Genomic DNA, 23273 nt, shown 5'->3' on the forward strand with positions numbered 1-23273 from the left:
TACGCTCGGGACTCGTACGGTGACGCGCACGGGAGGACAGGCGATGACGGGGGCAAGGCTCGTGGAACCGGACGAAGGACCCCGGTCCAAGCGCGGAGCCATCCTGGCCGCGGCGATCGAGTACTTCGGCGAGACGGGCTACGAGGCGACCAAGTGGTCGGCCGTGGCCGGCCGCGTCGGGATCGGGCAGACCGCGCTCTACCACTACTTCGAGTCGAAGGCGCACTGCCTGCTGACCATCATGCGGCTGGAGCTGCAGCGCTCGCGCGACCAGTTCGTCGAGGCCACCGAGGGGGAGACCGACCCGGTGGCGGCGCTGCGGGCCGCGGTGCGCGCGGCGTTCGCGGTGTCCGAGGCCGAGATCCTCCAGATGCGGATCCTGCAGAACAACATGGTGCTGCTGGCCGGGCCCCGCGCGTCCAAGCGCGAGGAGACCGAACGCCGCGCGGCCCGCGAGCTGGTGCAGAGCATCGAGCGCGACTGGACGCGGCTGCTCACGCAGGGCATGTCGCAGGGGGCGTTCCCGGTCCGGGACGCACACACCCTGGCGCTGGCCCTGCTGGGCATGATCATCAGCGTCTGGCGGTGGTACCGGCCGGGCGGCTCGACGCCGCTGGCCGAGGTGCGCGAGCTCATCGAGGGCTGCTGCCTCCGCATGGTCGCCGAATAGCCCGACCCGAGCGCCCCAATGTGGCCTTGGTTGCGTCAGGCGCACCCAAGGCGGCCTTCGGTGCGTCAGACGCACCGAAGGCCGCCTTGGGGCGCTTGAGCGCGGGAGGTCGGTCGCCGGTGATCCACAAAGGACTGGGGAACGGGTTTCCCGCAGCCGTCCTGTGTCGATAGTTGCCCGCGTCCCTTGTCCGCCCCGGGACCGGCGGCTACAGTCAAACTGAACTGAACTCAGGTTGCTAGGAGCAGTCATGCGCCTCCGCTCGACGCACGTCAAAGTTGCCAGCGTCGCCGCGACCCTGATTCTCGCCGCCACTGCATGCGCGAGCGCGAACTCGGCCGGAGCGAACGACAAAGAGATCACGATCGGGGCGTGGTACCCGCTTTCCGGCGCGGTCAGCGCCTCGGGCGTCCCGCAGCGAGCCGGTGCGGACGCCTACTTCAAGATGATCAACGACCGCGGCGGCATCAACGGCCGTAAGGTGAACTGGATCGTCAAGGACAACGCGTTCGACCCGCAGCAGACCGTCCAGATCGCCCGCGAGCTGATCGGCCAGGACAAGGTCGCCGCCATCGTCGCGGCCAACGGGACGTCGCAGGCCGAAGCCGCGTTCCCGTTCGTGCTCCAGCAGTCGAAGGTGCCCATTCTCAACGAGCTCGGCGGCCTCGACTCCTGGTACAACCCGCCGCGCGCGAACCTCTTCGGCACCCAGACCCTGTACGAAGACCAGGCCGCCGCGCTCGGCGACTGGGTGGCGAAGGACGGCCGCAAGAACGTCGTCGTCGTGCACAGCGACCCGGCCGCGTTCGTCAAGGTCGCCCAGGCCGCGCAGGCCGTCGCCAAGAAATCCGACCCGGCGATGAACGTCAGCCTGCAGCCGGTGAAGTTCCAGTCCACCGACTACAGCCCGGTCGTCAGCCAGGTGAAGGGCAAGGCGCCGGACGCGGTCATCCTGATCCTCGCCTCGCCCGAGGCGGCCGCGTTCATGAAGGAAGCCAAGCTGCAGGGGCTCGCCGCGCCGACCTATAGCTACGCGCCGGTCGCCGCGCAGTCGACGCTCACCCTGGCCGGCGCCGCCGCCGAAGGCGCCAACGCCGTGCAGCTGGTCAAATCGCCCAACGACACCGACCCGGCCGTGAAGGAGTTCCGGGACGCCATGGCGAAGTACGAACCCGGTCAGCCGGCGGACTTCATCGCGCTCTGGGGCTGGGCCGGGGCAAAGGTCTTCGCGCAGATCGCGCAGACCATCAAGGGGCCGGTGACCTCCGATGCGCTGGCGAAAGCCTACGAACAGGCGAAGAATGTCGACCCCGGCGTCGCACCCGTGATGAACTTCGGCCCGGACCGGCACATCGGCTCGCGTGACGTGCAGAAGGTCGTCGTCAAGAACGGCAAGTGGACCTCCGAAGGGGACTTCTACACCCCGCCCGCCCGCTGACCCGCCCGCCCGGAGCGGCACTTTCACGTGAAAGTGCCGCTTTGCAACTCAAAGGAGAGTGATCGTGGCGTTGCGAGAGTATCTGTCCTGCATGGACGGCCAGGATCCGGCGAAGGCTCTCGAGCTGATGGAGCCGGACCTGCGGTTCCTGATCGCGCTGCCCTCCGGCGAGGTCGCCGGGACGTCCAAAGCGGACTTCGCCGCATACCTCGGGAACCGGAACGCGGTGGACCGCGTGCACGAAGTCCTCCGCTACTGCGCCGACGGCGACACCGAGATGGTGTACGGCGTAGTCACCGAAGCGGGTGAACCGGTCGGCGCCTTCCACTCGGCCGCGGTCGTCTCGCCGAACGGCCTGCTGGCCCGGTACCAGTCGTTCTTCAGCACGACGTTCGCCCTGGTCGACTGGCCGGAAGGAACGCGACGATGACGGAGGACTTCGACGTCGTCGTGCTCGGCGCCGGCCTCGCGGGCCTGTCGGCAGCGGTCACGGCGGCCGCCGGCGGAGCGCGCACGCTGGTGGTGGAACGCGCGCCGGTGATCGGCGGCTCCGCGGCGATCTCCGGCGGCTACGTCTGGGCCATTGAGGACGAGGCCGCGCTGCGCCGGGAGGACCCCGGCCCGTACCAGCGCCACGGGCTGATGGTCGTCGAGGGCTACCACGACGCGATCGCGTGGCTGTCGGCGTTCACACCGCCGCTCACCGGGGTCGAACGGGCGCTGGCCGGGCGCGGGCACAAGTTCGACCTGCCGGTGCTGCTCGCCCACCTGACCCGGGCCCTGACCGCGGCCGGCGGGCAGGTCGTCGTCGACGCGCGGACCGAAGAGCTGACCCGGGACGGCGGCGGGTACGCCGTCGACGTCACGACGCCGGCCGGGCCACGCCGGATCGCCGCGCGGTCCGTCGTGCTCGCGACCGGCGGGCGGCAGGCGGACCCGGACGTCCGGGCCGCACTGGTCGGCGGCGGGTTCGTCCCGCCGCTGCGTGGCAACCCGTGGTCCCGCGGCACCGGCGCCGCCCTCGCGGCTGGGTTCGGCGCGTCGGTCAACACCGCGAACACCGGCTTCTACGGCCACCTGTTCGCCGACGGCGTCGAGTCGCTCAGCCCGGTCGACTACCTGGCTTTCGCGCTTTACCACAGCGACCACGGCGTCCTGCTCGATCCGGGCGGCCGGCGGTTCACCGACGAGAACCGCGGCGACCACAACAACGCGATGGCACTGGCCGCGCACGGCGGCCGCGGCCTGCTGCTGTGGTCCGAAGCCGTCCAGCGGGCCGCCGCCGAGGCCCCGTTCGTCCCCGGCAGCCCGTGCCTCGACCGCTGGGCGTTCTCCCGCGACCGCGGCGGCCGCGTCGGCGTCGCGGAGAACGTCGACGCCCTCCCGGTGGCCGTGGACGCCGAAGCCCGCGCACGCCTCGGCGACGGCCGGGTCTTCCACGCCGACGTCGTCCCGGCGATCACGTTCACCTTCGGCGGCGTCGAAGCCGACACCGACGGCACCGCGCTCGACCACGCCGGCGACCCGATCGAAGGCCTCTACCCGGCCGGCGCCGATCTGTCCGATGTGTACAACGAGGGTTACGGCGGCGGCCTGTGCCTCGCGGTGGTGTCCGGCCGCCGGGCCGGGCAGCTCGCGGCCCGCCGAACCGGCAAGGAGGTCGAGCGTGTCTGAGGCGCCGTTCCTGACCCAATGGTTCGAGATCATGGACAGTGACACGCCGTCACGGATCCTGGACCTGATCGACGACGACTTCACGTTCTCCATCCTGTTCTCCACCGACGGCCACGCGACCGACTTCGCGGGCGGCCGCGCGGCGATGGAGGGCTACCTCGCCCAGCGCGAGAAGAACACGCTCACCCACCACCCCCTGGACGTGAGCTCGACCGGGCGTGGGGAGTTCTACCTCGGCGAGGTCCGCCGCGCCGGTGAAGTGGTCGCCAACTTCGTGGCGGCCGGGCAGATCGGCGCGTCCGGGCGGCTGGAACGGCTGATCATCGGACGCTCACCCGCCGTCCGCTTCGAGGGAGGTGCGGATGTACAACCTGGTGCTGCTGGCCGCTAAGCCGCCGGACTGGACCCACGAGCGGTTCATCACCTGGTGGCGGACCGACCACGCCGAACTCACCTACCGCCTGCCGGGCCTGCGCTCGTGGCGGCACACCGAGGTCGAAGCGGTCCTCGAACCACGGTCGGAGGGCTGGGACGGCGTCTCGATCCTCGGCTTCGAGACCGAGGAGGACCTGCGCACCGCCCTGGCCAGCCCGGAATGGGCCGAGGCCGTCGCCCAGGTCGGGGACATGCGCGGCCGCCGGATCGCCGTCCTCGGCACCGAACGGGAGATGTTCGCCGGATGAAGGACGCCGTCCAGGATTTCCGCACCCGCGCCGAGCAGGCCGACTTCGTCGCCGTCATCGACGACGACGGCGAGCACACCGCCCGCCGGCTGCTTGCCCACGCCGAGGTCCTCGCCGACGTCCTCGGGCCGAAGGCCACGGCGCTGGTCCAAGCCGACAACACCTGGCGCACGGTGGTCGCCGCGCTGGCCACCGGCCTGACCGGCGGGGTCCTCGCCGTCGTCAACCGGCACACGACCCGCGCCGAGTTCGCGGCCGCGTGCGACGACATCCGGCCGGACGTCGTCGTCGCCGAACCGTCCGCCATGGCCGAATGGGACGTCGCGGTCGTGCACCCCGGCGGCACCCGGCCCGCGCTCGACCGCTGGTCCGCGGTGTCGGCTGCGGGCCGCGAGGACCCGGCGCGGTGGAACGGCGGGGTGTTCATCGGCCTCACCTCCGGGTCGACCGGCCGCGCGAAGGGGGTCGTGCAGTCCGAAGGGGCGCTGCGCTACGCCTGCGCGTGCACGATCGAGATCAACGGCCTCCGGCCCGGCGACGCCGTCGCGGCGATCGTGCCGCTTTCGTCGACCGCGGCGTTCTGCTTCGGCGTCTACTGTTCGTTGCTGCTCGGCGGTCCGCTGGTCCTGGCCGCGAAGTGGGACCCACCGGCCGTGGTCGCCCGGCTTGCCGAGACGGATGCCCGCTGGACGATGTGCGTCCCGACGATGGCGCTCCAGCTGGCGGCCGCGGGCGCGCTGCCGGGCGTCCGGTCGATCACGGTGGGCGGCGGGCCGATGGACCGCGTCGCGCTGATGCGGGCCGAGACCGCGCTGGGCACGAAAATCCTGCGCGTGTTCGGGATGTCCGAGTGTCTCGGCCACACCTCGCCCCTGCCGGCGGAATCCGCGGAAGTCCGGCTCGGTCACGACGGACGGCCCTTTCCCGGCACCGAGGTCCGGGCCGTGTCGCCGGACGGAACCGTGCTCGGGCCCGGGGAGACCGGCCGCGCGCAGGTCCTGGGGCCGTCGCTGTTCCTCGGCTACGCCCGCGGCGGCCGCGTCGAGCCGCCGGAATTGACCGGGGACGGGTTCTTCCCGACCGGCGACCTCGTGGTGTCCGGTGTGGACGGCCTGATCACGATCATGGGCCGGGAGAAGGACGTCATCATCCGCGGCGGCCGCAACCTCGACGTCACCGAGATCGAGCGCGCGGTCGCCGGCTACGAGCGCCTGGAGCAGGCGTGCGTGGTGCCGGTCCGCGACGAGGTCCTGGGGGAGCGGGTGGCGCTGCTCGCCGTCCCGCGGCCCGGTGCGCCGGTCGAGCTCGGTGACGTCACCGGGTACCTGCACGACGCCGGGCTGGCGAAGACCAAGTGGCCGGAGTTCGTGTACCTGGTGGACGCGCTGCCGCAGACGAAGGTCGGCAAGCTCGACCGCGCGGGCGCGCGCGAGCTCGCCGAGGACCTGCACACGGGGGTTTCATGAGTCTCGACCGCGGCAAGTGGGCCACCGGCGGCCCGGAGACGGTCGCGCCGGGCGTGCACCGGATCCCGCTGCCGCTGCCGAACGACGGCCTGCGCGCGATCAACGTCTACGCCCTGGAGGAATCGGACGGGCTGGTCCTCATCGACGCCGGCTGGTCGATTCGGGAGTCCCTGACCGTGCTGGAGGCGTCGCTGATCGAGCTGGGGCATCGGCCCGACGACATCACCGACGTCTACGTCACCCACATCCACCGCGACCACTACACCCAGGCGATCGAGCTCCGCCGCCGGTTCGGGACGCGGGTGCACCTCGGCGTGGGGGAGCGACCGGGGCTCGAGCTGCTGACCACGCTGCGCACCGACGTCCCGGTGACCTCGCTGGAGGTCCTCCGCCGGGGCGGCGCGGCGGACCTGGCCGAGCGGATGGCCGAGGGCTACGGCGAGTTCGACCCGGCCGGCTGGGAGCCGCCGGACCGGTGGCTCGACGCGGGGACCCTGCCGCTCCGGCACCCGCTGCGGGTGATCCCGACGCCGGGCCACACCCGCGGGCACGTCGTCTACCTCGACGCGGCTCGGGGGCTGCTGTTTTCCGGCGACCACGTGCTGCCGCACATCACGCCGTCGATCGGCTTCGAGCTGGGCCAGCCCGGCCTGCCACTGGGCGACTACCTGGATTCGCTGGAACTGATGACGACGTTCCCGGACACGCGCCTGCTGCCCGCGCACGGCCCAGTGGCGGCGAGCACGCACAGCCGCACCGGGGAACTGCTGGCCCACCACGACAAGCGGCTCGCCGAGACGGAAGACGCCCTCGGCTCGGGCGCCCGGACCGGCCACGCCGTGGCGGGCGTCCTGCCGTGGACGCGGCGGGCGGTCGCGTTCGACGGCCTGGACGGCTTCAACCGGATGCTGGCGGTCAACGAGACCGTGGCGCACCTGGACGTCCTGGTCGCGCGGGGCCGGGCCACGGTGTCCGAAGTGGACGGTGTGGCGCGGTATTCCGCGGGGTCCGGCTTGCAGTCCTGCCGCAGCTTGTCGTGAGTGGTATTTAGGGTTCTAACCCTAAATACCACTCACGACAAGCTGCGGCAGACCACCCGGCTACCACATCCGACGACGACGCACCCAACGCCACATTGGGGCGCATGGCGGTCCCGGGCGGGGTCGGCTAACGGGCGGTCCAGCCGCCGTCCACGTACAGCTCGGAGCCCGTCACGAAACTCGCGTCCTCCGACGCCAGGAACGCGACCGCGCCCGCCACCTCGTCGGTCCGGCCGAGACGCCCGAGCGGCGTGCCGTCGACCATCGCCGTGTGGCGGGGAGTGCCCTCCCACAGCCGCCGGGACAGCGGCGTCTCGATGAACCCGGGGTGCACCGAGTTGACGCGCACCCCGCGCCTGCCCCAGTGCAGCGCCGCGTTCTTGGTCATCAGCCGGACCGCGCCCTTCGCGGCGTGGTAGGAGAAGTGCGTCCCGAACCCGCCCACCGTGCCGAAGATCGACGCGATGTTGACGATCGAGCCGCCGCCCGCGCGTTCGATCGCCGCGCCCGCGTGCTTCATCCCGAGCCAGACGCCGCGCTGGCTGACGGCGATGACCTTCTCCCAGGACTCCAGGGTTTCGGTCTCGACCGTCGCGGGCTCGCCGATGCCCGCGTTGTTCACCAGGATCGTCAGCCGGTCCAGCTGGGCGACCGTGTCCTGCCAGGCGGCTTCCGACGTGACGTCGAGGGCCAGGGGGAGGGCATCGGGCAGCTCGGCGGCCAGTGCCTCGCACCGCGGAGCGTCGACGTCGGTGACGACGACCCGCGCGCCTTCCCCCGCCAGCCGGCGCGTGATCGCCTCGCCGATGCCCCCGGTCGCGCCGGTGACGAGCGCGAGTTGTCCGGACAACCGCATGGATCCTCCTCAGGTGAGCAGGCCGAGGCCCGCGTCGAGCAGTACGGGCACGGCCGCGCCGACGTCGTCGTAACCGTCGCCGACCGACTGCCCGGCCCGGTGGCGGGCGTGGATGCCTTCGGCGATGACGGCGAGCTTGAACCAGCCGAGCGCCTGGTAGAACGTCAGTTCGGTGAGGTCGCGGCCGCTGCGCCGGGCGTACCGCTCGGCGAGATCGCCGGCGGCGGGAAAGCCGGCGGCGGCCGGGACGTGCCGGACGCCGAGGACGGGCGCCACCCGCGGGTCCCAGTACACGAGCAGCAGCCCGAGGTCGGTGAGCGGGTCGCCGAGTGCGGCCATCTCCCAGTCGACGATCGCCGCGATCCCCGCGTCCGGCCCGAGGATCGTGTTGTCCCAGCGGTAGTCGCCGTGCACCAGCGCGGCCCCGCTCTCCGGCGGTGCCGCTTTGCCGAGCCGCTCGTGTAGATCGTCTACTGTGGACAGATCGCGCGTTGCGACCCGGTCCCACTGGCCACGCCAGCGCCGGAGCTGGCGGTCCAGGAAACCCGAAGGGCGGCCGAACGCGCCGAGCCCGATCTCCGCGGGGACGAGCGCGTGCAGCTTCACCAGCTCGTCGACCAGGGCCGCCGGGTACCCGCGGAGGTCGATCTCCGGCAAGGAATCGCCGTCGCGCAGCACCGGTCCGTCCACATGCGACACGACGGTGAAGGGCACCCCGAGCACCGCCGGGTCCTCGCACGAGACGACCGTGCGGGGGACCGGGACGTCCGTCGGGCCGAGCGCCGCCATCACGCGGAACTCGCGGCCGACGTCGTGCGCGGTCGGCGTGAGGTGCCCGCGCGGCGGGCGGCGCAGCACCCAGCGACGCGTCCCGTCGGTGACGGCGTACGTGAGGTTGGACCGGCCGCCGTGGATCAGCTCGACCGCCAGTTCGCCGCCGAACCCGGGGATCTCGCGCTCGAAGTACCGCCGCAGGGCTTCGACGTCGACGCCGGTGTTGCTCATCGGAGCGCCGCGCGGGCCTTGGTCGCCCGCCGGGCGATCGCCCACCGGTGCGTCTCCGACGGGCCGTCGTAGATCCGGAACGGCCGGACCTCCCGGTACAGCCGCGCGAGCGGGGCGTCCGCCGAGATCCCGAGCGCGCCGCAGATCTGGACCGCGCGGTCGACCACCCGGTGCACCGCCTCGGCCACGAACGTCTTGGCGATCGACGTGTGCTGCGCACCGGGACGCCCCTGGTCGAGCTCCCAGCAGGCCCGCCACAGCAGCGCCCGCGCCGCCTCGATGTCGATCTCGGAGTCGGCGATCAGCTGCTGCACCATGCCGAGCTCGGCGAGCGGGCGGCCGAACGCCGAGCGGGTCGCCGCCCGGTCGAGGGCGACGTCCTGCGCCCGGCGGGCGGCGCCCAGCCAGCGCATGCAGTGGGTGAGCCGCGCCGGCCCGAGCCGGACCTGGGCGTAGTCGAAGCCGCGATCGACCTCGCCGAGCACGGCGTCCTTCCCGACCACGCAGCCGTCGAAGACGACTTCGCTGTGGCCGCCGAACAGCCCTTCGTCGAGGGTCGCGATGGTCCGGACGATCTGCATCCCCGGGACGGCGGCGTCGACGAGGAACATCGTCGCCCCGCCGGCGTCGCCGGGCACCCCGCCGGTGCGGGCCATGCAGATCGCGAACGCGGCGCCGTCGGCGCCGCTGATGAACCACTTCCGGCCGTCGATCCGCCAGCCGCCGGGAACCCGGGTCGCCGTCGTGGCGAGCGCCCGGGGGTCCGAGCCCGCGCCTGGTGCCGGTTCGGTCATGGCGAAGCAGGACCGCACCTCCCCGGCCGCGAGCGGAGCGAGATACCGCTTCCGCTGCTCTTCGCCGGCGACCTTCGCCAGCAGGTGCATGTTCCCCTCGTCGGGCGCGGCGATGTTGAGGGCGAGCGGGCCGAGCAGGGAGTAGCCGGCCGCCTCGAACACCACGGCCTGGCCGCGCAGGTCCAGGCCCGCGCCGCCCCATTCCCGGGCCACGTGCGGGGCGAACACCCCGGCGTCGCGCGCGGCCTGCTGGAGCCGGCGCCGGAGCGGCTCCGGCCCGTCGTGCAGCACGCCGTCGCAGGCCTGTTCCTCGGGGAGGACGACCTCCCGGACGAACTCCCGCACGCGCTCGGCGAGCCGGGTGACGTGCTCGTCCACAGCGAACTCGATCGGCATCGACGGCTCCTTCGGCTAATGACTGTTAGCCATGAGAACGCCCGATCCCATCGGAAGTCAAGACAATGTGGCTAATCAGCGTTAGCCTGTCGGCATGAAGGTGGAACGCCCCCATCGGCCCGGCGACGTCGCGGCCGGGCTCCCGGCCGACCGGGCCGCGGCCATCCGGCTGGCGGCCCTGCGGCTGTTCGCCGCGCAGGGCTACCGGGCGACGACGATGGCCGACATCGGCGCAGCGGTCGGCATCCGCGGGCCCAGCCTGTACAAGCACGTGTCCGGCAAGCAGGTGCTGCTGGCGGAGATCATGCTCGGCACCATGGAGACGTTGCTCGCGATGCACGCCGAGGCGGTCGACGGCGTCACCGACGTGACGGAGCGGCTTCGCCGGGCGGTCGAGGCGCACGTGCGGTACCACGCCCGGCACCGGCTCGAGGCGTTCGTCGGCAACCGCGAGATCGGCAGCCTCGAGCACCCCGCCCGCGTCCTCCGGCTGCGCAGCACGTACGAGCGCGGCTTCCGCGAACTCATCGAACGCGGCGTGGCGGCCGGGGTCTTCGCGGTCCGGTCGCCCCGGCTCGCGTCGTACTCGATCCTGGACATGGGCATGGGCGTGGCGAACTGGTTCCACGACGGCGGTGAGTTCTCCGTCGACCAGCTGGCCTACCAGTACGGCGACCTGGCCCTGCGCGTCGCCGGGGTCAGGGCCGGCGGTGGATCGTGATGGAGTGGCCGACCTCGTCGATCGGGGTGCTGGTGCGGAGCAGCCCCGACAGCCGGTCGTCCGCCTTGACGATCGCCGAATCCGACACCACGAGCAGTCCGTGCACGGCGTCCGGGGGCACGGCGAGCGGGTCGGCGGCGTCGATGCCGTAGAACGACGGCACCCCGCTGCCCTTGTAGACCAGCCAGACCCGCTCGCCCGGGTAGCGCTGCTTCAGGCGGTCGGCCAGCCGGCCCAGGTCCTGGCCCCAGTCGACGTTCGAGTCGTGCAGCTGCCGGTGGGTCTGTGCCGGGCCGCCGAAGGCCTCATTGGCGTACGGCAGGTAGTAGGGGAACGTCCGCAGCGAGCTGACCGCCGTGAACGCGACCAGCGCAACCACGGCAACGGACGCCCACCGGCGCCGGACGGCGACCACTCCCGCCGCCGCGACGGCCAGGAACATCGGCAGGAAGAGCACGTACCGGACGCCGAGGTCGCGGCTGCCGGTCATGGCCGCGGCCAGCAGCACGGCCGCGGGCAGCAGGACGTAGGGCGCCGCCGCGCGCAGCCGCGGAACCGCCGCCATCGCGGCGGCTCCGGCCACCCAGAGCGCCAGCGCGCCCAGCGGCGTCTTCACCAGCAGCGCGGCCGGCAGGTAGTACCACAGCGCACCGACGTGGACGCTGCCGAACAGGAACGTGGTCCACACCTGGTCTTCGAAGCCGAACTGGACGCGCATGCCGTCGAGGTACGGCTCGGGCAGCGGCAGGAGACCGGCGAGGGCGCGCAGGCCCTCGGCGGGGGGCAGGTCGGGCGGCGCCCAGCGCAGCTGCGGATCGACGACCAGGTACGCACCCCACACCACGGCGACCGCGATCGCCGCGACCCCGAGGGCCGCCGCGGCGCCGGCGCCCAGGTGCCGGAGCGTCCTTTGAGGACCGGAAGCGCGGCGAGCCTGCCGGACGGAGAGCACGGCCAGGAGCAGCACCACCGGAACCGCGGCCAAGGCGCTCATCTTCGTGGCCACGGCCGCACCCAGGGCCAGCCCCGCAAGGGGAAGGTAGCGAACGGGACGGTGCCGGGCCCGCCACAGCAGCCACGCCGACGTCACGAGGAAACCGGCCACCGGCACGTCCAGCGTGGCCAGCGAGCCGTGCGCGACGAGGTCGGGGGAGAACGCGTACAGCGCCAGGGCCACCACACCGCCGCGCGGGCCGGCCAGGTCGCGGGCGAACGTGAAGACGACCAGCCCGAACAGCAGCGTCAGCACGATCACCGGCAGCCGCGCCAGCAGCATCAGCCGGCCCGGGTCGTGGCCCGACTCGTACAGCACGTACCGGCCCAGCTGCGACTGGTCGCCGGCGAACCCGGCGTCGACGTGCACGTCCGCGAACGCGAGCCCGGTCGCGATGATCAGCTTGCCCAGCGGCGGGTGCTCGGGGTTGTACCGCAGGCTGTGGTGTTCCAGCGAAAAGACGGCCGCGCCGACGTACACCGGCTCATCGATGGTCGGGGTCTGCCCGACGGCGGTCGAGAGCATCGCGATCGCCATCTCGGCGAGCAGCGCGACCACGGCGAACGCGAGCAACCACCGCCGCCACCGGCCGCGAGGACGCGCGCCGGCCGGCGGCGGCACGTCCTGCCGGATCGCTTCGACGACCACCTCATGGAAGACGTCCGGCGGCGACGAAGGTTGAGCGTGGAACCTTTCAGGTAATTTTCACCGTTTCGGCCAGGCCGGGGCGCGTCGGCCCGAAAGTCGATCGAAACTTTTTGCGTGACGCTTCGGCCGCGTGCTCTGCTGCTGGGCACGGGGGAACTTCACCGAAGGAGACCACGGATGGCGGAAAGTTCGTCGGACCTGCGCCGCAGGCGCTGGTGGCGGTCGACGACCACTCGAGTGCTGGCGGGAGTGGCGACCGTCGCCACGACCGCAACCGTGCTGGTGACGGCGCCCGGTGCGGACGCCGCGGCCAGTACGTTGGGTGCCGCGGCCGCGCAGTCCGGCCGGTACTTCGGCACGGCGATCGCCGGCAGCCGGCTCGGCAACTCGGCCTACACCACCATCGCGGCCCGCGAGTTCAATATGGTGACGGCCGAGAACGAGATGAAGCCGGACGCGACCGAGCCCAACCAGAACCAGTTCAACTTCTCGGCGGGCGACCAGATCTACAACTGGGCGGTCAGCCACGGCTCGAAGGTCCGCGGGCACACCCTCGCCTGGCACGGGCAGCAACCGGGCTGGATGCAGAACATGGGCGGCAGTGCCCTCCGCAACGCGATGATCAACCACATCCAGAAGGTGATGGGCCACTACGCGGGCAAGCTCGCGTACTGGGACGTCGTCAACGAGGCCTTCAACGAAGACGGCAGCCGGCGGCAGTCGAACCTGCAGAGCACCGGCAACGACTGGATCGAGGTCGCGTTCCGGACCGCGCGCGCGGCCGACCCGTCGGTCAAGCTCTGCTACAACGACTACAACATCGACAACTGGAGCTACGGCAAGACGCAGGGCGTGTACCGCATGATCCAGGACTTCAAGTCCCGCGGTGTGCCGATCGACTGCGTCGGCCTGCAGGCCCACTTCACCGGCGGCAGCTCGGTGCCGGGCAACTTCCAGCAGACGATCTCCAGCTTCGCGGCGCTCGGCGTCGACGTGGCGCTCACCGAGGTCGACGTCACGAACTCGAACACCGGGCAGTACTCGGCGCTGACCCAGGCGTGCATGAACGTCGCGCGCTGCGTCGGCATCACCGTGTGGGGTGTGCGGGACAGCGATTCCTGGCGCTCCAACGAAAGCCCGCTGCTCTTCGACGGCAACGGCAACAAGAAGGCCGCCTACACCTCGGTGCTGAACGCCCTCAACGCCGGCGGCCCCGGCCCGACCACGACCCCCACGACCCCGACGACCACCCCGACGGGGCCGACCACGACCACTCCGACGACGACGCCCACGACGCCGGGCGGAGGCAATTGCACCGCAACGCTTTCGGCGGGGCAGTCGTGGGGTGACCGGTACAACCTCAACGTCTCGGTCAGCGGCTCGTCCTCGTGGACGGTCACGATGAACGTGCCCAGCCCGGCGCGGATCAGCACCACCTGGAACATCAACGCCAGCTGGCCCAGCAGCCAGGTGCTGATCGCGAAACCGAACGGCAGCGGCAACAACTGGGGTGTCACCATCATGGCCAACGGCAACTGGAACTGGCCGAGCGTCAGCTGCAGCGCCTCCTGACCTCCGGCCGACTTCGTGAAGGCCACCTTGAGGAACTTCAAGTTCCTTAAGGTGGCCTTCACGAACTTTCGTGGCGTGTCATCAGGGCCAGGCGGCAGCACAGCTGGTGGCGGTCGTCCTCCAGGGACGCCCCGGTGAGCTGCTCCAGCTTGCGGAGCCGGTTGAGGACCGTGTTGCGGTGGCAGAACAGCAGTTCGCCGGCGCGGGTGGCGGAGCGGCCCGCGCGGAACCACGCCCGCAGCGTCTCCAGGAGCACGTCCCGTTCCTTGTCTTCGAGGTCCAGGACGCGGCCCAGGGTCTTCGCCGCCAGCCGGTGGGCCAGCCGCGGGCTGGCGACGACCAGCGCCTCGGGCAGCCGGTCGTCGAGCACGGCGAGGCCCGGCACGTCCGGTGACTGCGTGTGCAGCGCAATTTCCGCCAGCTGGTAGGCGATGCCGATCTCGGCCAGGCCGTCGACTTCGCCGGACAGGCCGGCGCGATGTGGCAGGTGGGGCGTCAGCAGGGCGGCCAGCCGGCCGGCGGTGACCCCGCCCAGCTCGACCAGCCACACCACCCGGTCCCGGTACGGCGCCACGACCACCCGCACCCCCAGTGCCGCCAGCTCGGGCACGGGCACCACGTCCTCGGCCGCCAGGTCGCAGACCACCAGGACCACGACGTACCGGCCGTGCCCGGGCAGGCCCAGGTCGGCCTCGGCGTCGGCGGCCACGGCCGGGTCGACGCCCCGGCCCTCGACGAGCACCCGGACCAGCCGCTCCCGGCGCCGGTTCGCCCGCGTCCGCAGCTGGGTCTCGCGCGACCGGTAGCCCTCGACCATCGCCGTCGAGACGCGGTCGGTCGCCTGCCACAGCACCATCACGCTGTCGACGAACTCCGCCAGCTCGTCCGGTGACCGGCGGCGGGCCACGGCCAGCAGCATCTCCCACAGCAGCTCGGTGCCCAGCCGGAACAGGTGCAGCACCGCCTCCAGGGGGACGCCCTGTTCGGCGCGGCGGCGGCCGGTGGCCAGCGGGGCCGCGATCCAGTCGGCCCGCGTGTCGAAACCCTCGGTCATCAGGACCAGCGCGCTGCGCGCGTTGTCCATGAACGACTGCCGCATGTCCGCCGGGGTGACCCAGTCGCCGCGCGCGTAGAACGTCTTCTCCTCGACCGCGCCCCGCTCGGTCAGCCGGTCGGCGAACGCCGGCAGCTCGGTGCGGACGACGGCGGCCACCTCGCGGATGACCCTCCTGGATGTGTGCGGCTGCCCCGGCATCCGCCGACCATAGCCCCGCGGGCTGGGCAGGTGCCGCGAACCGGTTGTGCACGGCGCACAGCCGGGCCGGAATCGGGGCAACCCGTCAGCTGTCGGTCAGCGCCCGTTGCCAGCCTGCTGCCGTAATCCCGAATCCACCGTGAGAGGCAATCCGATGAGCCCTTCCGACGACATCGAGCGCACCCTGGCCCAGCTGATCGCGAAGGTGTCCGGCACCGACCCCCTGGACATGTCCGCCGAACGCCCGCTGACCGGCCTGTCGCTACGCGACGAACTCGACATCGACTCGCTCGCCATGGTCGAGCTGACCGACGAGATCGAGCTCAGCTACGGCCTGACGATCCCGGAGGACAACCTCCCCTCGCTGCGGACCTTCGGCGACGTCGCCGCCTACCTGCGCGCGGCGGCGTGACCGGCCCGGACGTCGAGGTCGTCGTCACCGGCGTCGGCGCGACCACCCCGCTCGGCGGGGACGTCTCCACCACCTGGCAGGGGCTGCTCGACGGCCGCTCCGGCGTGTCCACTTTGGACACAGAGTGGGTGCGGGAGCACGGGTTCCCGGTGCGCATCGCCGCGCGGCTCGCCGTCGAGCCCGCCGGGGAACTGGACTACGTCGAGCTCAAGCGCACGGACCGGGCCGAGCAGCTGGCCGTGGTCGCGGCCCGGCAGGCGTGCCGGGACGCGGACCTGGCCGGGGACACGGTGGATCCGCTGCGCTGCGGCGTGGTGATCGGCACCGGGATCGGCGGTGCGACGACGCTGGTCGCCCAACACGACGCCCTGCGGGAGCGGGGGTTGCGGGCGGTGTCGCCGCAGCTGATCCCGATGGTCATGCCCAACGGGCCGGCCGCGCTGGTCGGCCTCGCCCTGAAGGCGCGGGCCGGGGTGCACGCCCCGATGTCGGCCTGCGCGTCCGGGGCCGAGGCGATCGCCTGGGCGTGGCGGATGATCATGGCGGACGAGGCCGACGTCGTGGTCGCGGGCGGCACGGACGCCTGCATCACACCCGCCATCATGGCGGGGTTCACGCGGGCGCGGTCGATGAGCACCCGCAACGCCAGTCCCGAGACTGCCTCCCGCCCGTTCGACGCGGGCCGTGACGGCTTCGTGCTGGGGGAGGGCGCCGGCATCCTGGTGCTGGAGCGCGCGGACTTCGCCGCGGCGCGCGGCGCGAAGGCGTACGGCCGGCTCGCGGGCGTGGGGATGAGCAACGACGCCCACCACATCACCGCGCCGGACCCGGACGGCGCCGGGCAGTGCGCCGCCATCACCACCGCGCTGCGCCGCGCGGGCCTGGCGGCCGGGGATATCGGCCACGTGAACGCGCACGCGACGTCGACGCCGCTGGGCGATCTGACCGAGAGCGGCACGATCCGGCGCGTCCTCGGCGACGGCCCGGTGGTCACCGCGCCGAAGGGGGCGCTGGGGCACCTGCTCGGCGGTTCCGGTGCGGTCGAGGCGATCGCAACCGTGCTGTCCGTCCGGGACGGCCTGGTCCCGCCCACGGCCAACCTGGACACGCTCGACCATCGGATCGACCTCGACGTCGTGGCCGGCGAGCCCCGCCGCGTCACGCTCACCGCGGCGATCACCAACTCGTTCGGCTTCGGCGGGCACAACGTGACATTGGCGTTCGCCGGTGTCTAGAAAGGACGGTCCCATGCACGTGGCGATCGGCGGTGTCGCCGCCTACCTGCCCCCGGTGCTGGTCGACGACGGCGAGATCGAGGCCCGGATCGACCGCGAGAGCCCCGGCTTCACGCCCCGGCCGGGAGCCATCCGCAAGCTCAGCGGCATCAGGACGCGACATCGGGCCGCCCCGGGTGAGCTCGCTTCCGACCTTGCGGTGGCCGCGGCCGCGAAACTGCTGTCCGATGCGGGACTCGGCGGGCACGACATCGACTTGCTCGTGTTCGCCTCCGCTTCCCAGGACCTCATCGAACCGGCCACGGCGCACGTCGTGGCGGCCAAGCTCGGTGCGTCCTGCCCGGTGTTCGACGTCAAGAACGCCTGCAACAGCTTCCTCAACGGGATGCAGGTGGCGGAGGCACTCATCCGTTCCGGGCAGTACCGCCGCATCCTGGTCTGCACGGGCGAGACGGGCTCCCGGGTGGTCCGGTGGTCGGTCGCCGACCGCGCGCAGTTCGTCGACGCCCTCGCCGGCTACACCCTGTCCGACGCCGGTGCGGCGATGCTGCTGGAGGCTTCGGCCGCGCCGGGCATCTTCCACCGGGACTTCTCGGCCGACTCCTCCTGCTGGGAGGTGGCCTCGATCCCGGGGCACGGCGGCGCGAACTCCCGCGATCCCGTCTCCGACGGGTACCTGAGGGGCGACGGCCGCACCCTGATGGAGTCCGTCGTGCGCGGGATCCGGCCGCAGCTGGACGCGGCACTGGCCCGCACCGGCCTGAGCCGGGACGACTTCGCGCTCTACTGCGTGCACCAGGTCGGCGTGCCGCACCTGCGGGTGTTCCTCGAGTGCAGCGGAGTGCCGGAGGACAAGCTCGTCGTGACGATCGCCGACCACGGCAACGTCGCTTCGTGCAGTCTGCCGCTGCAGCTGAGCCTGGCGCTGGAGTCGGGCCGGTGCGGTCCCGGCGACAAGGTCGCGTTCATCGGGCTGGCCGGCGGCGTCAGCGTCGGCACCGTGTTCGTGGAGCTGCGGTCATGACCGAGCGGCTTTGGGTGATCATCCCCGCGTACAACGAGGAAAAGTGGATCGAGGGGCCGCTGCGGTCGCTCGCCGCCCAGCGCGACCGCGACTTCACCGTGCTGGTGGTGGACAACGCGAGCACGGACGCGACGGCCGAGGTCGTCCGCGCCTTCGCCGCGGCGCACCCGGAGATGGACGTGCGGGTGATCGACGAACCGCAGAAGGGCACCGGCGCCGCCTGCGACACCGGGATGCGCCAGGCCATCGCGAACGGCGCCACCCACCTGGCCCGGACCGACGCCGACTGCCTCGTCGATCCACAGTGGACCGAAGCGGTCCGGCGCGGTTTCGCGTCCGGGCTGGAGCTGATCGGCGGCCGGTTCAAAGCGCGCACCGACGACTTCGCCGTGCGCCGGACCGAGCGGGCCGTGCTGGCGTTCCTGGTGGCGTTCGGCGGGTACACCGCGCGGTTCCGCCGCGCCAACCGGGGGCCGGAGTACCTCGGGCCGTACCTGCTGTGCGCGGGCGGGAACACCGCCATCACCGCCGGCCTGTACGAGCGGTGCGGCGGCTATCCCCGGTCGTGCATCGAAGAGGACCACGAGGACCGCACGCTGGTGAACCGCGTCCGGTGCGTCACCCGCGCCTACGGGCGGCGCCGGGACATGGTCGTCCACTGGTCGCAGCGGCGGACCAAGGCGTGGGGCATCCGCAACACCTTCGCCTGGTACACCAGCCACGGCTACCGCGGCGAAACGGTGGACGTCCGATGAGGGCGGGCGCGCACGAGCTGCGGCTGCAACTGGCGGCGCACCCGCTCGCGTACCCGGTGGTCCGCGTCCTCGGCCGGCTCGGCCCCGCCGTGCGGGTGCCCGGGCTCGGGATCGTCGTGAACGAGGCTTCGGTGGCCCGGGAGGTGCTGACCGACACCGAGACCTTCCGCAGCGGCGGCGGCACCGAGGCGGACCTGTGGACCCCGGTTTTCGGCCCGTCGATGCTGGTCAACATGGACGGCCCCGAGCACCGGGCCATGCGGCGCAAGCTCGCCGAGTTCTTCACCCCGGCCTACGTCCGCCGGCTGATCGACGCGGCGTGCACCGAGCCGCTGGCCCGGACGGCCGAGGCGGTGCGCAGCGGGCGTCCGGTGGACGTCGTGCGGACGACGAAGATCGTCGCCGGGGCGGTGACCAGCGCACTGGTCGGGTTCACCGTGTCCGGGTCCACCGCCGAGCGGGAGGCGGCCTACCTGCGGATGACCGGCCAGGCGACGGCGATCATCGGCCTGGTCAAGCTGGGCCGGCTCAGCCTGAACGCCCAGCAGATTGCCCGGGCCCGGGCGATCGTCGCGGACATCGGCACCGCCACGTCGCTGGCCTGGGCGAAGGGTGACGAAAACACCGCGGTCGGGCGGATGCGCGGGTTCGGGCTGACCGAAGCCGAGGCGCGGGGGCTCGCGTCGGCGTTCCTGATCGCGGGCACCGAGACGATCACCAGCCTGCTGCCCCGGATGGTCGCGGTGCTGCACGACCACGGCGAGCTGGCCGGCGTCGCCGCCGCATGCCGCGATGGTGACACCGGGCCGGTGGCGGCCGCGATCCACGAGACGGCCCGCCTGATCACGCCCGCGCCGATCATCCTGCGCAACGCCGTCCGGTCCGGGCGGATCGGCGGGGTCGCCGTGCGCGCCGGGGACCGGGTCGTTTTGTCGACACTCAACTGCGCCCGGGCGCACGGCCGGTTCGACCTCACCCGCGCGCACCCGCCGGAGCTGCGGCAGCTGTGGTTCGGGGCGGGGCCGCACTTCTGCCTCGGCTACCCGCTGGCCCTGGCCGAGATCCACGCGGTCCTCGGCACCCTGTCCGGCTCCGGAGCTCTGCGGATCACCGCCCGCCGGGCCGCACCCGGAGTGCTCTTCCCCGCCTACCGGCGCCTGGAGGTCAGCCGCGCATGAACGACTTCGTGACCCGATTCCTGGACACCGCCGCCGAGCGGCCCGGCGAGGTGGCCGTCATCGATCCGGACGGCCGCACGACGACCTTCGGCGCACTGCGCCGCCTCGCCCTGGAAGCCGGCGCCGGACTGCGGGCCGAGGGCCTCGAGCCCGGTGACGGCGTGCTGTTCGCCGTCCGGAACTCGGCCACGGCGATCGGCCTCTTCCTCGGGGCGCTGCAGGCCGGCGCGGTGCTCGTCTCGGCGGACACGGCCGTCGGCCCGGAGCTGGTGTCCGCGCGGCTGCGGGCTTACCGTCCGCGCTGGCTGCTCGCGGAGTCGCTGTTCTACACGACCAGCGTGGTCGGGCCGGCCCGCACCTTCTGCCGCCGCCGCGGCTGGCCGGTCCCGGATCTGCGGCAGCCGATCGGCGACCGCGGCATCCGGCACGTCCACATCGGACGCCGGCTGCCCGGGGTGCCACGCTCGGCCCTGGCGCTGAAGGACCTCCTCGGCCGGGCCCCGCTCGCCGCCCCGCTCGCCGCCCCGGAACGGGACCCGGACGCCCCGGCGCTGATCGTGTTCACCTCGGGCACGACGGAGCGGCCGAAGGGGGTCGTGCACTCGCTGCGGTCGCTCACCGCGGCGGTGACGATGCTGGGCGGGCACCTGCCGTTCGCGCCGGGGGACGTGATGCACGCCGACGGCATCATGGCCGGCCTGCCCGCGTTGCTGGGCGGCGCCCGGTTGTCCCTGCCGAAGCCGTCCGCGCCGCCCGGGCGGTTCGCGCGGGACCTCGCCGAACGCCGGGTGACCCACGCCTACGGGGTGCCGGTGCACCTGGCCGAGGTGTTCGGTGTCCTCCCGCGCTGGCCCGGCCACGTCCGCCACCTGGTGATGGGGTCCGCGCCCGCGGCACCCGCGGTGCTGCGGCAGGCGCTGGCCGCGGTCCCCGGCGGGCAGGTCCTCTCGATCTACGCGATGACCGAGGCGATCCCGCTCGCCGTCGCCCGCGCGGAGGACAAGCTGGCGCACATCGAGCGCGGCCTCCCGGGCGATCTGCTCGGGACGCCGTCGCCCGGGGTGACCGCCCGGATCGCCGGCGACGGCGAACTGCTCGTGTCCGCGCCCAGCGCCTGCCTCGGCTACCTGGGCGCGCCGCCGCTGACCGAGCTGGCCACCGGCGACCTGGCCCGGCTGGACGCCGACGGCCGGATCGTCCTGACGGGCCGCAAGAAGGACATGCTCATCCGCGGTGCGTACAACATCTATCCCGGGCTGTACGAACCGTCGATCGCGCTGCTGGCGGGTGTCCGGGAGGCGGCGCTGGTCGGGACGCCCGATCCGGTGACCGAGGACGAGAGCGTGGTGCTCGCGGTCGTGGCCGACAGCGACGACGTGGACCCCGCGCGCCTCGTCCGGCGGCTGCGCAAGGAGTTGCCGGAGCTGATCGACGCCGAAGCCGTGCCGGACCGGATCGTCGTGCTGCCGGAGCTGCCGCGTTCGGGCCGGTCCCGCAAGCTCGACCGGGGACGCCTGCGCGAGCTGATCACGGCGAGCCGGCCGTGAGGCTCGCGGTGACCGGCGCGACCGGGTTCGTCGGCGGCGCGGTCTGCCGGGCCGCCGCGGCCGCGGGCTGGCAGGTGACGGCGTTCGGCAGGCGCGCCGCGGCCGACGCGGGCCGGCTCGGCGGGGCCGCGTACCGGTCGTGGGACATCGGGGCGGCCAAGCTCGCCGACCCGCCCGGCGTCGACGCGGTGGTGCACTGCGCGGCGTCCGCGACCGACACCGGCGTCGCGCCCGAGGTGTGGCGCACGAACCTGCTCGGCACCCACCACGTGCTGGCGTCGTTCCCGGACTGCCGCATCGTCCACGTCAGCAGCGCCAGCGTGTACGACCCGTTCCGGCCGACGGTGCGTGCCCGGGAGCACGAAGCTCCGGTGGACCGGTACCTCAACGCCTACGCGGCCGCCAAGGCCGCGGCCGAACAGCTCGTGCTGGCCGTCGCCCGCGACGCGGTGGTCCTGCGGCCCCACGCCGTCTACGGCGCCGGGGACACGACCCTCCTGCCGCGGCTGCTGGAGAACGTGCGCGGCAACCGGTTGCTGGTACCGGGCAACGGGAAGGTGCTGGTCAGCATGACCAATGTGGACACTCTGGCCCGCGCCTGCCTGCTCGCGGCGACGGCCGAAACGGCGTGGCCGAGCGTGTTCAACATCGCCGACAGCGCCCCGGTGCCGATCGACTGGGCCCTGCGCGGCCTGCTGGCTTCGGCGGGTGCCCGCGTGCGGCCGGCGTACGTGCCGGCCCGCGTGCTGACCCCGTTCGCCCGCGTGTTCCCGCGCGGGCGGCTGAACCGATACGTGATCAGCCAGTTCGCGGTGGAACGCTCCCTGGACATCACCGCGGCGATCGACCGGCTCGGCTACGAGCCGTCACCGACGGTGTTCCCGGTGCCGTAGGCAGGGTGAGTGCCCGGGTCTCCCACGCCCCAAGCGCCCCAAGGCGGCCTTCGGTGCGTCAGACGCACCGAAGGCCGCCTTGGGGCGCTTGGGTAGCGGAGCGGACCACGCGGTTCCGGTGGAATCGCGATCCGGGGTGGAGCCGTAACCGGATGGCGCGCACCGACGAACTGTCCGGGGAGCCTCCGGAACTGCTCGACGAAGTCGACTCAGAAACGGGACCGGACGTTCGTCAGATCGGTGATCGACATCTCGCTGCCCGATTCAAGCAGATAGGTGCCGTCCGCGTCGACGAATCCGCCCATGGCGGCGCTCTTCACCAGTGCCCCGTACACGTGGTACCAGTGCCAGGCCGTCTTGGCGTCGGTCGCCCTCTGGGCGGCCGTGAGCAAGGCCAACGCTGCCGCCTCCTCACAGGACGTCGGAGTCTGCGCGCTGGTCACCTCCAAGGGAGACAGGATTCCTCCGCCGCCGGCCGGGGCGTACTTTTCCGCGGCGGCCTGAATGGGGTCGACCGTCATGTCCTTCACCTTGTTCCAAAAAGAAAGCCGCATCGCGCAGCAGTTCGGGAATAACCTTGGGCGAAGCTGAATTTAGCTGGCGTCGACCGTGCGCACATCCTCCGACGTGAGGATTCGTGCGTGCGGGCGGTCGTGGGGGAGCAGACCGAACTGTCGCAGCCGGTCGGCGGGGGAGAACGGCCGGATGCCGAGGCCGGCCATGTTGTACGCCATGAGGTGCCGCGGCCGGGAGTTGGCGGCGGTCCGGCGGAGTGCCCGCTCGCTGAGCCGCCGGACGACGGGGGAGGTGTTCGTGATGAGCCGGGCGGCGCGGTGGCTCGTCCGCTGGTTGTGGACGAGCGCCGGCATCCGGCCGGCCTGGTAGCCGGGTAGCGCGCGGTCGACCGCGGCGGCGAGGTCGCCCGTCCACACCTCGGCGACCCGGGCGGCGAGTGCGAGGGCGTCGGCGACCGCGCAGCCGAGTCCCTGGGCCGCCATCGGGTGCACGACGTGGGCC

The 23273-nt window shown here is 72.6% G+C and carries 23 protein-coding genes and 1 pseudogene; 17 read left to right on the top strand and 7 right to left on the bottom strand.

The annotated features are described in order from the left end of the window. The first annotated feature begins 43 nt into the window (after nucleotides 1-43). The 8 genes from ACLJQF_RS00135 (at nucleotide 44) to ACLJQF_RS00170 (ending at nucleotide 6971) form a co-directional block, all read left to right on the top strand. Nucleotides 44-670 (top strand): TetR family transcriptional regulator, encoded by a 627-nt coding sequence (locus ACLJQF_RS00135; RefSeq protein ID WP_410606113.1) that lies wholly within the window; start codon nucleotides 44-46, stop codon nucleotides 668-670. A 250-nt stretch (nucleotides 671-920) separates the two neighbouring features. Continuing rightward, the gene (locus ACLJQF_RS00140; protein ID WP_410606114.1) at nucleotides 921-2108 is read left to right on the top strand and encodes an ABC transporter substrate-binding protein; all 1188 of its coding nucleotides are present in this window, start codon (nucleotides 921-923) and stop codon (nucleotides 2106-2108) included. Between the two features lie 64 nt (nucleotides 2109-2172). After that, entirely contained in the window at nucleotides 2173-2538 is a 366-nt protein-coding gene (locus tag ACLJQF_RS00145; RefSeq protein ID WP_410606115.1) for a nuclear transport factor 2 family protein, read from the top strand. After that, nucleotides 2535-3782 (top strand): FAD-binding protein, encoded by a 1248-nt coding sequence (locus ACLJQF_RS00150; protein ID WP_410606116.1) that lies wholly within the window; start codon nucleotides 2535-2537, stop codon nucleotides 3780-3782. Before ACLJQF_RS00145 ends, ACLJQF_RS00150 begins: the two co-directional genes overlap by 4 nt. Further along, nucleotides 3775-4173 (top strand): nuclear transport factor 2 family protein, encoded by a 399-nt coding sequence (locus ACLJQF_RS00155; RefSeq protein ID WP_410606117.1) that lies wholly within the window; start codon nucleotides 3775-3777, stop codon nucleotides 4171-4173. The genes ACLJQF_RS00150 and ACLJQF_RS00155 overlap by 8 nt, the downstream gene beginning before the upstream one ends. Next, complete coding sequence (locus tag ACLJQF_RS00160) at nucleotides 4145-4465, top strand: EthD family reductase (RefSeq protein WP_410606118.1); 321 nt, start codon at nucleotides 4145-4147, stop codon at nucleotides 4463-4465. Before ACLJQF_RS00155 ends, ACLJQF_RS00160 begins: the two co-directional genes overlap by 29 nt. Beyond that, complete coding sequence (locus ACLJQF_RS00165; protein ID WP_410606119.1) at nucleotides 4462-5931, top strand: class I adenylate-forming enzyme family protein; 1470 nt, start codon at nucleotides 4462-4464, stop codon at nucleotides 5929-5931. Before ACLJQF_RS00160 ends, ACLJQF_RS00165 begins: the two co-directional genes overlap by 4 nt. Then, nucleotides 5928-6971, top strand: coding sequence for an MBL fold metallo-hydrolase (locus ACLJQF_RS00170; protein WP_410606120.1), 1044 nt, complete (start codon nucleotides 5928-5930; stop codon nucleotides 6969-6971). Before ACLJQF_RS00165 ends, ACLJQF_RS00170 begins: the two co-directional genes overlap by 4 nt. A gap of 127 nt (nucleotides 6972-7098) precedes the next feature. On the opposite strand, the gene ACLJQF_RS00175 is transcribed toward ACLJQF_RS00170, so the two are convergent. The 3 genes from ACLJQF_RS00175 to ACLJQF_RS00185 are packed head-to-tail and all read right to left on the bottom strand — an operon-like array spanning nucleotide 7099 to nucleotide 10022. After that, nucleotides 7099-7827, bottom strand: coding sequence for an SDR family NAD(P)-dependent oxidoreductase (locus tag ACLJQF_RS00175; RefSeq protein ID WP_410606121.1), 729 nt, complete (start codon nucleotides 7825-7827; stop codon nucleotides 7099-7101). A 9-nt stretch (nucleotides 7828-7836) separates the two neighbouring features. Beyond that, the gene (locus ACLJQF_RS00180) at nucleotides 7837-8832 is read right to left on the bottom strand and encodes a phosphotransferase family protein (RefSeq protein WP_410606122.1); all 996 of its coding nucleotides are present in this window, start codon (nucleotides 8830-8832) and stop codon (nucleotides 7837-7839) included. Beyond that, a complete protein-coding gene (locus ACLJQF_RS00185) occupies nucleotides 8829-10022 on the bottom strand; it encodes an acyl-CoA dehydrogenase family protein (RefSeq protein WP_410606123.1) in 1194 nt (397 codons plus the stop codon). The genes ACLJQF_RS00180 and ACLJQF_RS00185 overlap by 4 nt, the downstream gene beginning before the upstream one ends. Before the next feature lie 94 nt (nucleotides 10023-10116). On the opposite strand from ACLJQF_RS00185, the gene ACLJQF_RS00190 reads away from it, so the two are divergent. Next, on the top strand, nucleotides 10117-10743 hold the full coding sequence (locus tag ACLJQF_RS00190) for a TetR/AcrR family transcriptional regulator (protein WP_410606124.1): 627 nt from the start codon (nucleotides 10117-10119) through the stop codon (nucleotides 10741-10743). Here ACLJQF_RS00190 and ACLJQF_RS00195 read toward each other — a convergent pair. Next, the gene (locus tag ACLJQF_RS00195; RefSeq protein ID WP_410606125.1) at nucleotides 10721-12385 is read right to left on the bottom strand and encodes an ArnT family glycosyltransferase; all 1665 of its coding nucleotides are present in this window, start codon (nucleotides 12383-12385) and stop codon (nucleotides 10721-10723) included. The genes ACLJQF_RS00190 and ACLJQF_RS00195 overlap by 23 nt on opposite strands. Before the next feature lie 177 nt (nucleotides 12386-12562). Here ACLJQF_RS00195 and ACLJQF_RS00200 point away from each other — a divergent pair, with 177 nt between their 5' ends. Further along, a complete protein-coding gene (locus tag ACLJQF_RS00200) occupies nucleotides 12563-13957 on the top strand; it encodes an endo-1,4-beta-xylanase (RefSeq protein WP_410606126.1) in 1395 nt (464 codons plus the stop codon). A gap of 58 nt (nucleotides 13958-14015) precedes the next feature. Here the strand turns inward: ACLJQF_RS00200 and ACLJQF_RS00205 are convergent, their stop codons facing one another. Beyond that, the gene (locus ACLJQF_RS00205; protein ID WP_410606127.1) at nucleotides 14016-15212 is read right to left on the bottom strand and encodes a PucR family transcriptional regulator; all 1197 of its coding nucleotides are present in this window, start codon (nucleotides 15210-15212) and stop codon (nucleotides 14016-14018) included. 154 nt (nucleotides 15213-15366) lie between these two features. Here ACLJQF_RS00205 and ACLJQF_RS00210 point away from each other — a divergent pair, with 154 nt between their 5' ends. From ACLJQF_RS00210 to ACLJQF_RS00240, 7 genes are read left to right on the top strand one after another with little or no spacing between them, the layout of a single operon-like run. Further along, on the top strand, nucleotides 15367-15624 hold the full coding sequence (locus ACLJQF_RS00210; protein WP_410606128.1) for a phosphopantetheine-binding protein: 258 nt from the start codon (nucleotides 15367-15369) through the stop codon (nucleotides 15622-15624). Further along, complete coding sequence (locus ACLJQF_RS00215) at nucleotides 15621-16859, top strand: beta-ketoacyl-[acyl-carrier-protein] synthase family protein (RefSeq protein WP_410606129.1); 1239 nt, start codon at nucleotides 15621-15623, stop codon at nucleotides 16857-16859. The genes ACLJQF_RS00210 and ACLJQF_RS00215 overlap by 4 nt, the downstream gene beginning before the upstream one ends. A gap of 13 nt (nucleotides 16860-16872) precedes the next feature. Beyond that, nucleotides 16873-17883 (top strand): 3-oxoacyl-ACP synthase III family protein, encoded by a 1011-nt coding sequence (locus ACLJQF_RS00220; protein WP_410606130.1) that lies wholly within the window; start codon nucleotides 16873-16875, stop codon nucleotides 17881-17883. Beyond that, a complete protein-coding gene (locus ACLJQF_RS00225) occupies nucleotides 17880-18638 on the top strand; it encodes a glycosyltransferase family 2 protein (protein WP_410606131.1) in 759 nt (252 codons plus the stop codon). The genes ACLJQF_RS00220 and ACLJQF_RS00225 overlap by 4 nt, the downstream gene beginning before the upstream one ends. Next, nucleotides 18635-19816: a cytochrome P450 gene (locus ACLJQF_RS00230; RefSeq protein WP_410606132.1), complete on the top strand. Its 1182-nt coding sequence runs from the start codon at nucleotides 18635-18637 to the stop codon at nucleotides 19814-19816. Before ACLJQF_RS00225 ends, ACLJQF_RS00230 begins: the two co-directional genes overlap by 4 nt. Continuing rightward, on the top strand, nucleotides 19813-21363 hold the full coding sequence (locus ACLJQF_RS00235; RefSeq protein ID WP_410606133.1) for a class I adenylate-forming enzyme family protein: 1551 nt from the start codon (nucleotides 19813-19815) through the stop codon (nucleotides 21361-21363). Before ACLJQF_RS00230 ends, ACLJQF_RS00235 begins: the two co-directional genes overlap by 4 nt. Then, nucleotides 21360-22256 (top strand): NAD-dependent epimerase/dehydratase family protein, encoded by an 897-nt coding sequence (locus ACLJQF_RS00240; RefSeq protein ID WP_410606134.1) that lies wholly within the window; start codon nucleotides 21360-21362, stop codon nucleotides 22254-22256. The genes ACLJQF_RS00235 and ACLJQF_RS00240 overlap by 4 nt, the downstream gene beginning before the upstream one ends. 209 nt (nucleotides 22257-22465) lie before the next feature. Here the strand turns inward: ACLJQF_RS00240 and ACLJQF_RS00245 are convergent, their stop codons facing one another. Continuing rightward, nucleotides 22466-22777 (bottom strand): hypothetical protein, encoded by a 312-nt coding sequence (locus ACLJQF_RS00245; RefSeq protein WP_410606135.1) that lies wholly within the window; start codon nucleotides 22775-22777, stop codon nucleotides 22466-22468. Nucleotides 22778-22849: 72 nt separating this feature from the next. Then, nucleotides 22850-23269 (bottom strand): annotated as a pseudogene (locus ACLJQF_RS00250) (FAD-dependent monooxygenase); the annotation flags it as partial. Nucleotides 23270-23273: the final 4 nt, after the last annotated feature.

This window comes from Amycolatopsis sp. lyj-109, from assembly GCF_046548995.1.
Classification (GTDB): Bacteria; Actinomycetota; Actinomycetes; order Mycobacteriales; family Pseudonocardiaceae; genus Amycolatopsis.

Bases quoted from the DNA above. Each gene is read 5' to 3' on its own strand.
- ACLJQF_RS00135 (WP_410606113.1), top strand. From the start codon at position 44: ATGACGGGGGCAAGGCTCGTGGAACCGGACGAAGGACCCCGGTCCAAG.
- ACLJQF_RS00140 (WP_410606114.1), top strand. From the start codon at position 921: ATGCGCCTCCGCTCGACGCACGTCAAAGTTGCCAGCGTCGCCGCGACC.
- ACLJQF_RS00150 (WP_410606116.1), top strand. From the start codon at position 2,535: ATGACGGAGGACTTCGACGTCGTCGTGCTCGGCGCCGGCCTCGCGGGC.
- ACLJQF_RS00160 (WP_410606118.1), top strand. From the start codon at position 4,145: ATGTACAACCTGGTGCTGCTGGCCGCTAAGCCGCCGGACTGGACCCAC.
- ACLJQF_RS00165 (WP_410606119.1), top strand. From the start codon at position 4,462: ATGAAGGACGCCGTCCAGGATTTCCGCACCCGCGCCGAGCAGGCCGAC.
- ACLJQF_RS00170 (WP_410606120.1), top strand. From the start codon at position 5,928: ATGAGTCTCGACCGCGGCAAGTGGGCCACCGGCGGCCCGGAGACGGTC.
- ACLJQF_RS00175 (WP_410606121.1), bottom strand. From the start codon at position 7,827: ATGCGGTTGTCCGGACAACTCGCGCTCGTCACCGGCGCGACCGGGGGC.
- ACLJQF_RS00180 (WP_410606122.1), bottom strand. From the start codon at position 8,832: ATGAGCAACACCGGCGTCGACGTCGAAGCCCTGCGGCGGTACTTCGAG.
- ACLJQF_RS00185 (WP_410606123.1), bottom strand. From the start codon at position 10,022: ATGCCGATCGAGTTCGCTGTGGACGAGCACGTCACCCGGCTCGCCGAG.
- ACLJQF_RS00190 (WP_410606124.1), top strand. From the start codon at position 10,117: ATGAAGGTGGAACGCCCCCATCGGCCCGGCGACGTCGCGGCCGGGCTC.
- ACLJQF_RS00200 (WP_410606126.1), top strand. From the start codon at position 12,563: ATGGCGGAAAGTTCGTCGGACCTGCGCCGCAGGCGCTGGTGGCGGTCG.
- ACLJQF_RS00205 (WP_410606127.1), bottom strand. From the start codon at position 15,212: ATGCCGGGGCAGCCGCACACATCCAGGAGGGTCATCCGCGAGGTGGCC.
- ACLJQF_RS00210 (WP_410606128.1), top strand. From the start codon at position 15,367: ATGAGCCCTTCCGACGACATCGAGCGCACCCTGGCCCAGCTGATCGCG.
- ACLJQF_RS00220 (WP_410606130.1), top strand. From the start codon at position 16,873: ATGCACGTGGCGATCGGCGGTGTCGCCGCCTACCTGCCCCCGGTGCTG.
- ACLJQF_RS00225 (WP_410606131.1), top strand. From the start codon at position 17,880: ATGACCGAGCGGCTTTGGGTGATCATCCCCGCGTACAACGAGGAAAAG.
- ACLJQF_RS00230 (WP_410606132.1), top strand. From the start codon at position 18,635: ATGAGGGCGGGCGCGCACGAGCTGCGGCTGCAACTGGCGGCGCACCCG.
- ACLJQF_RS00235 (WP_410606133.1), top strand. From the start codon at position 19,813: ATGAACGACTTCGTGACCCGATTCCTGGACACCGCCGCCGAGCGGCCC.
- ACLJQF_RS00245 (WP_410606135.1), bottom strand. From the start codon at position 22,777: ATGACGGTCGACCCCATTCAGGCCGCCGCGGAAAAGTACGCCCCGGCC.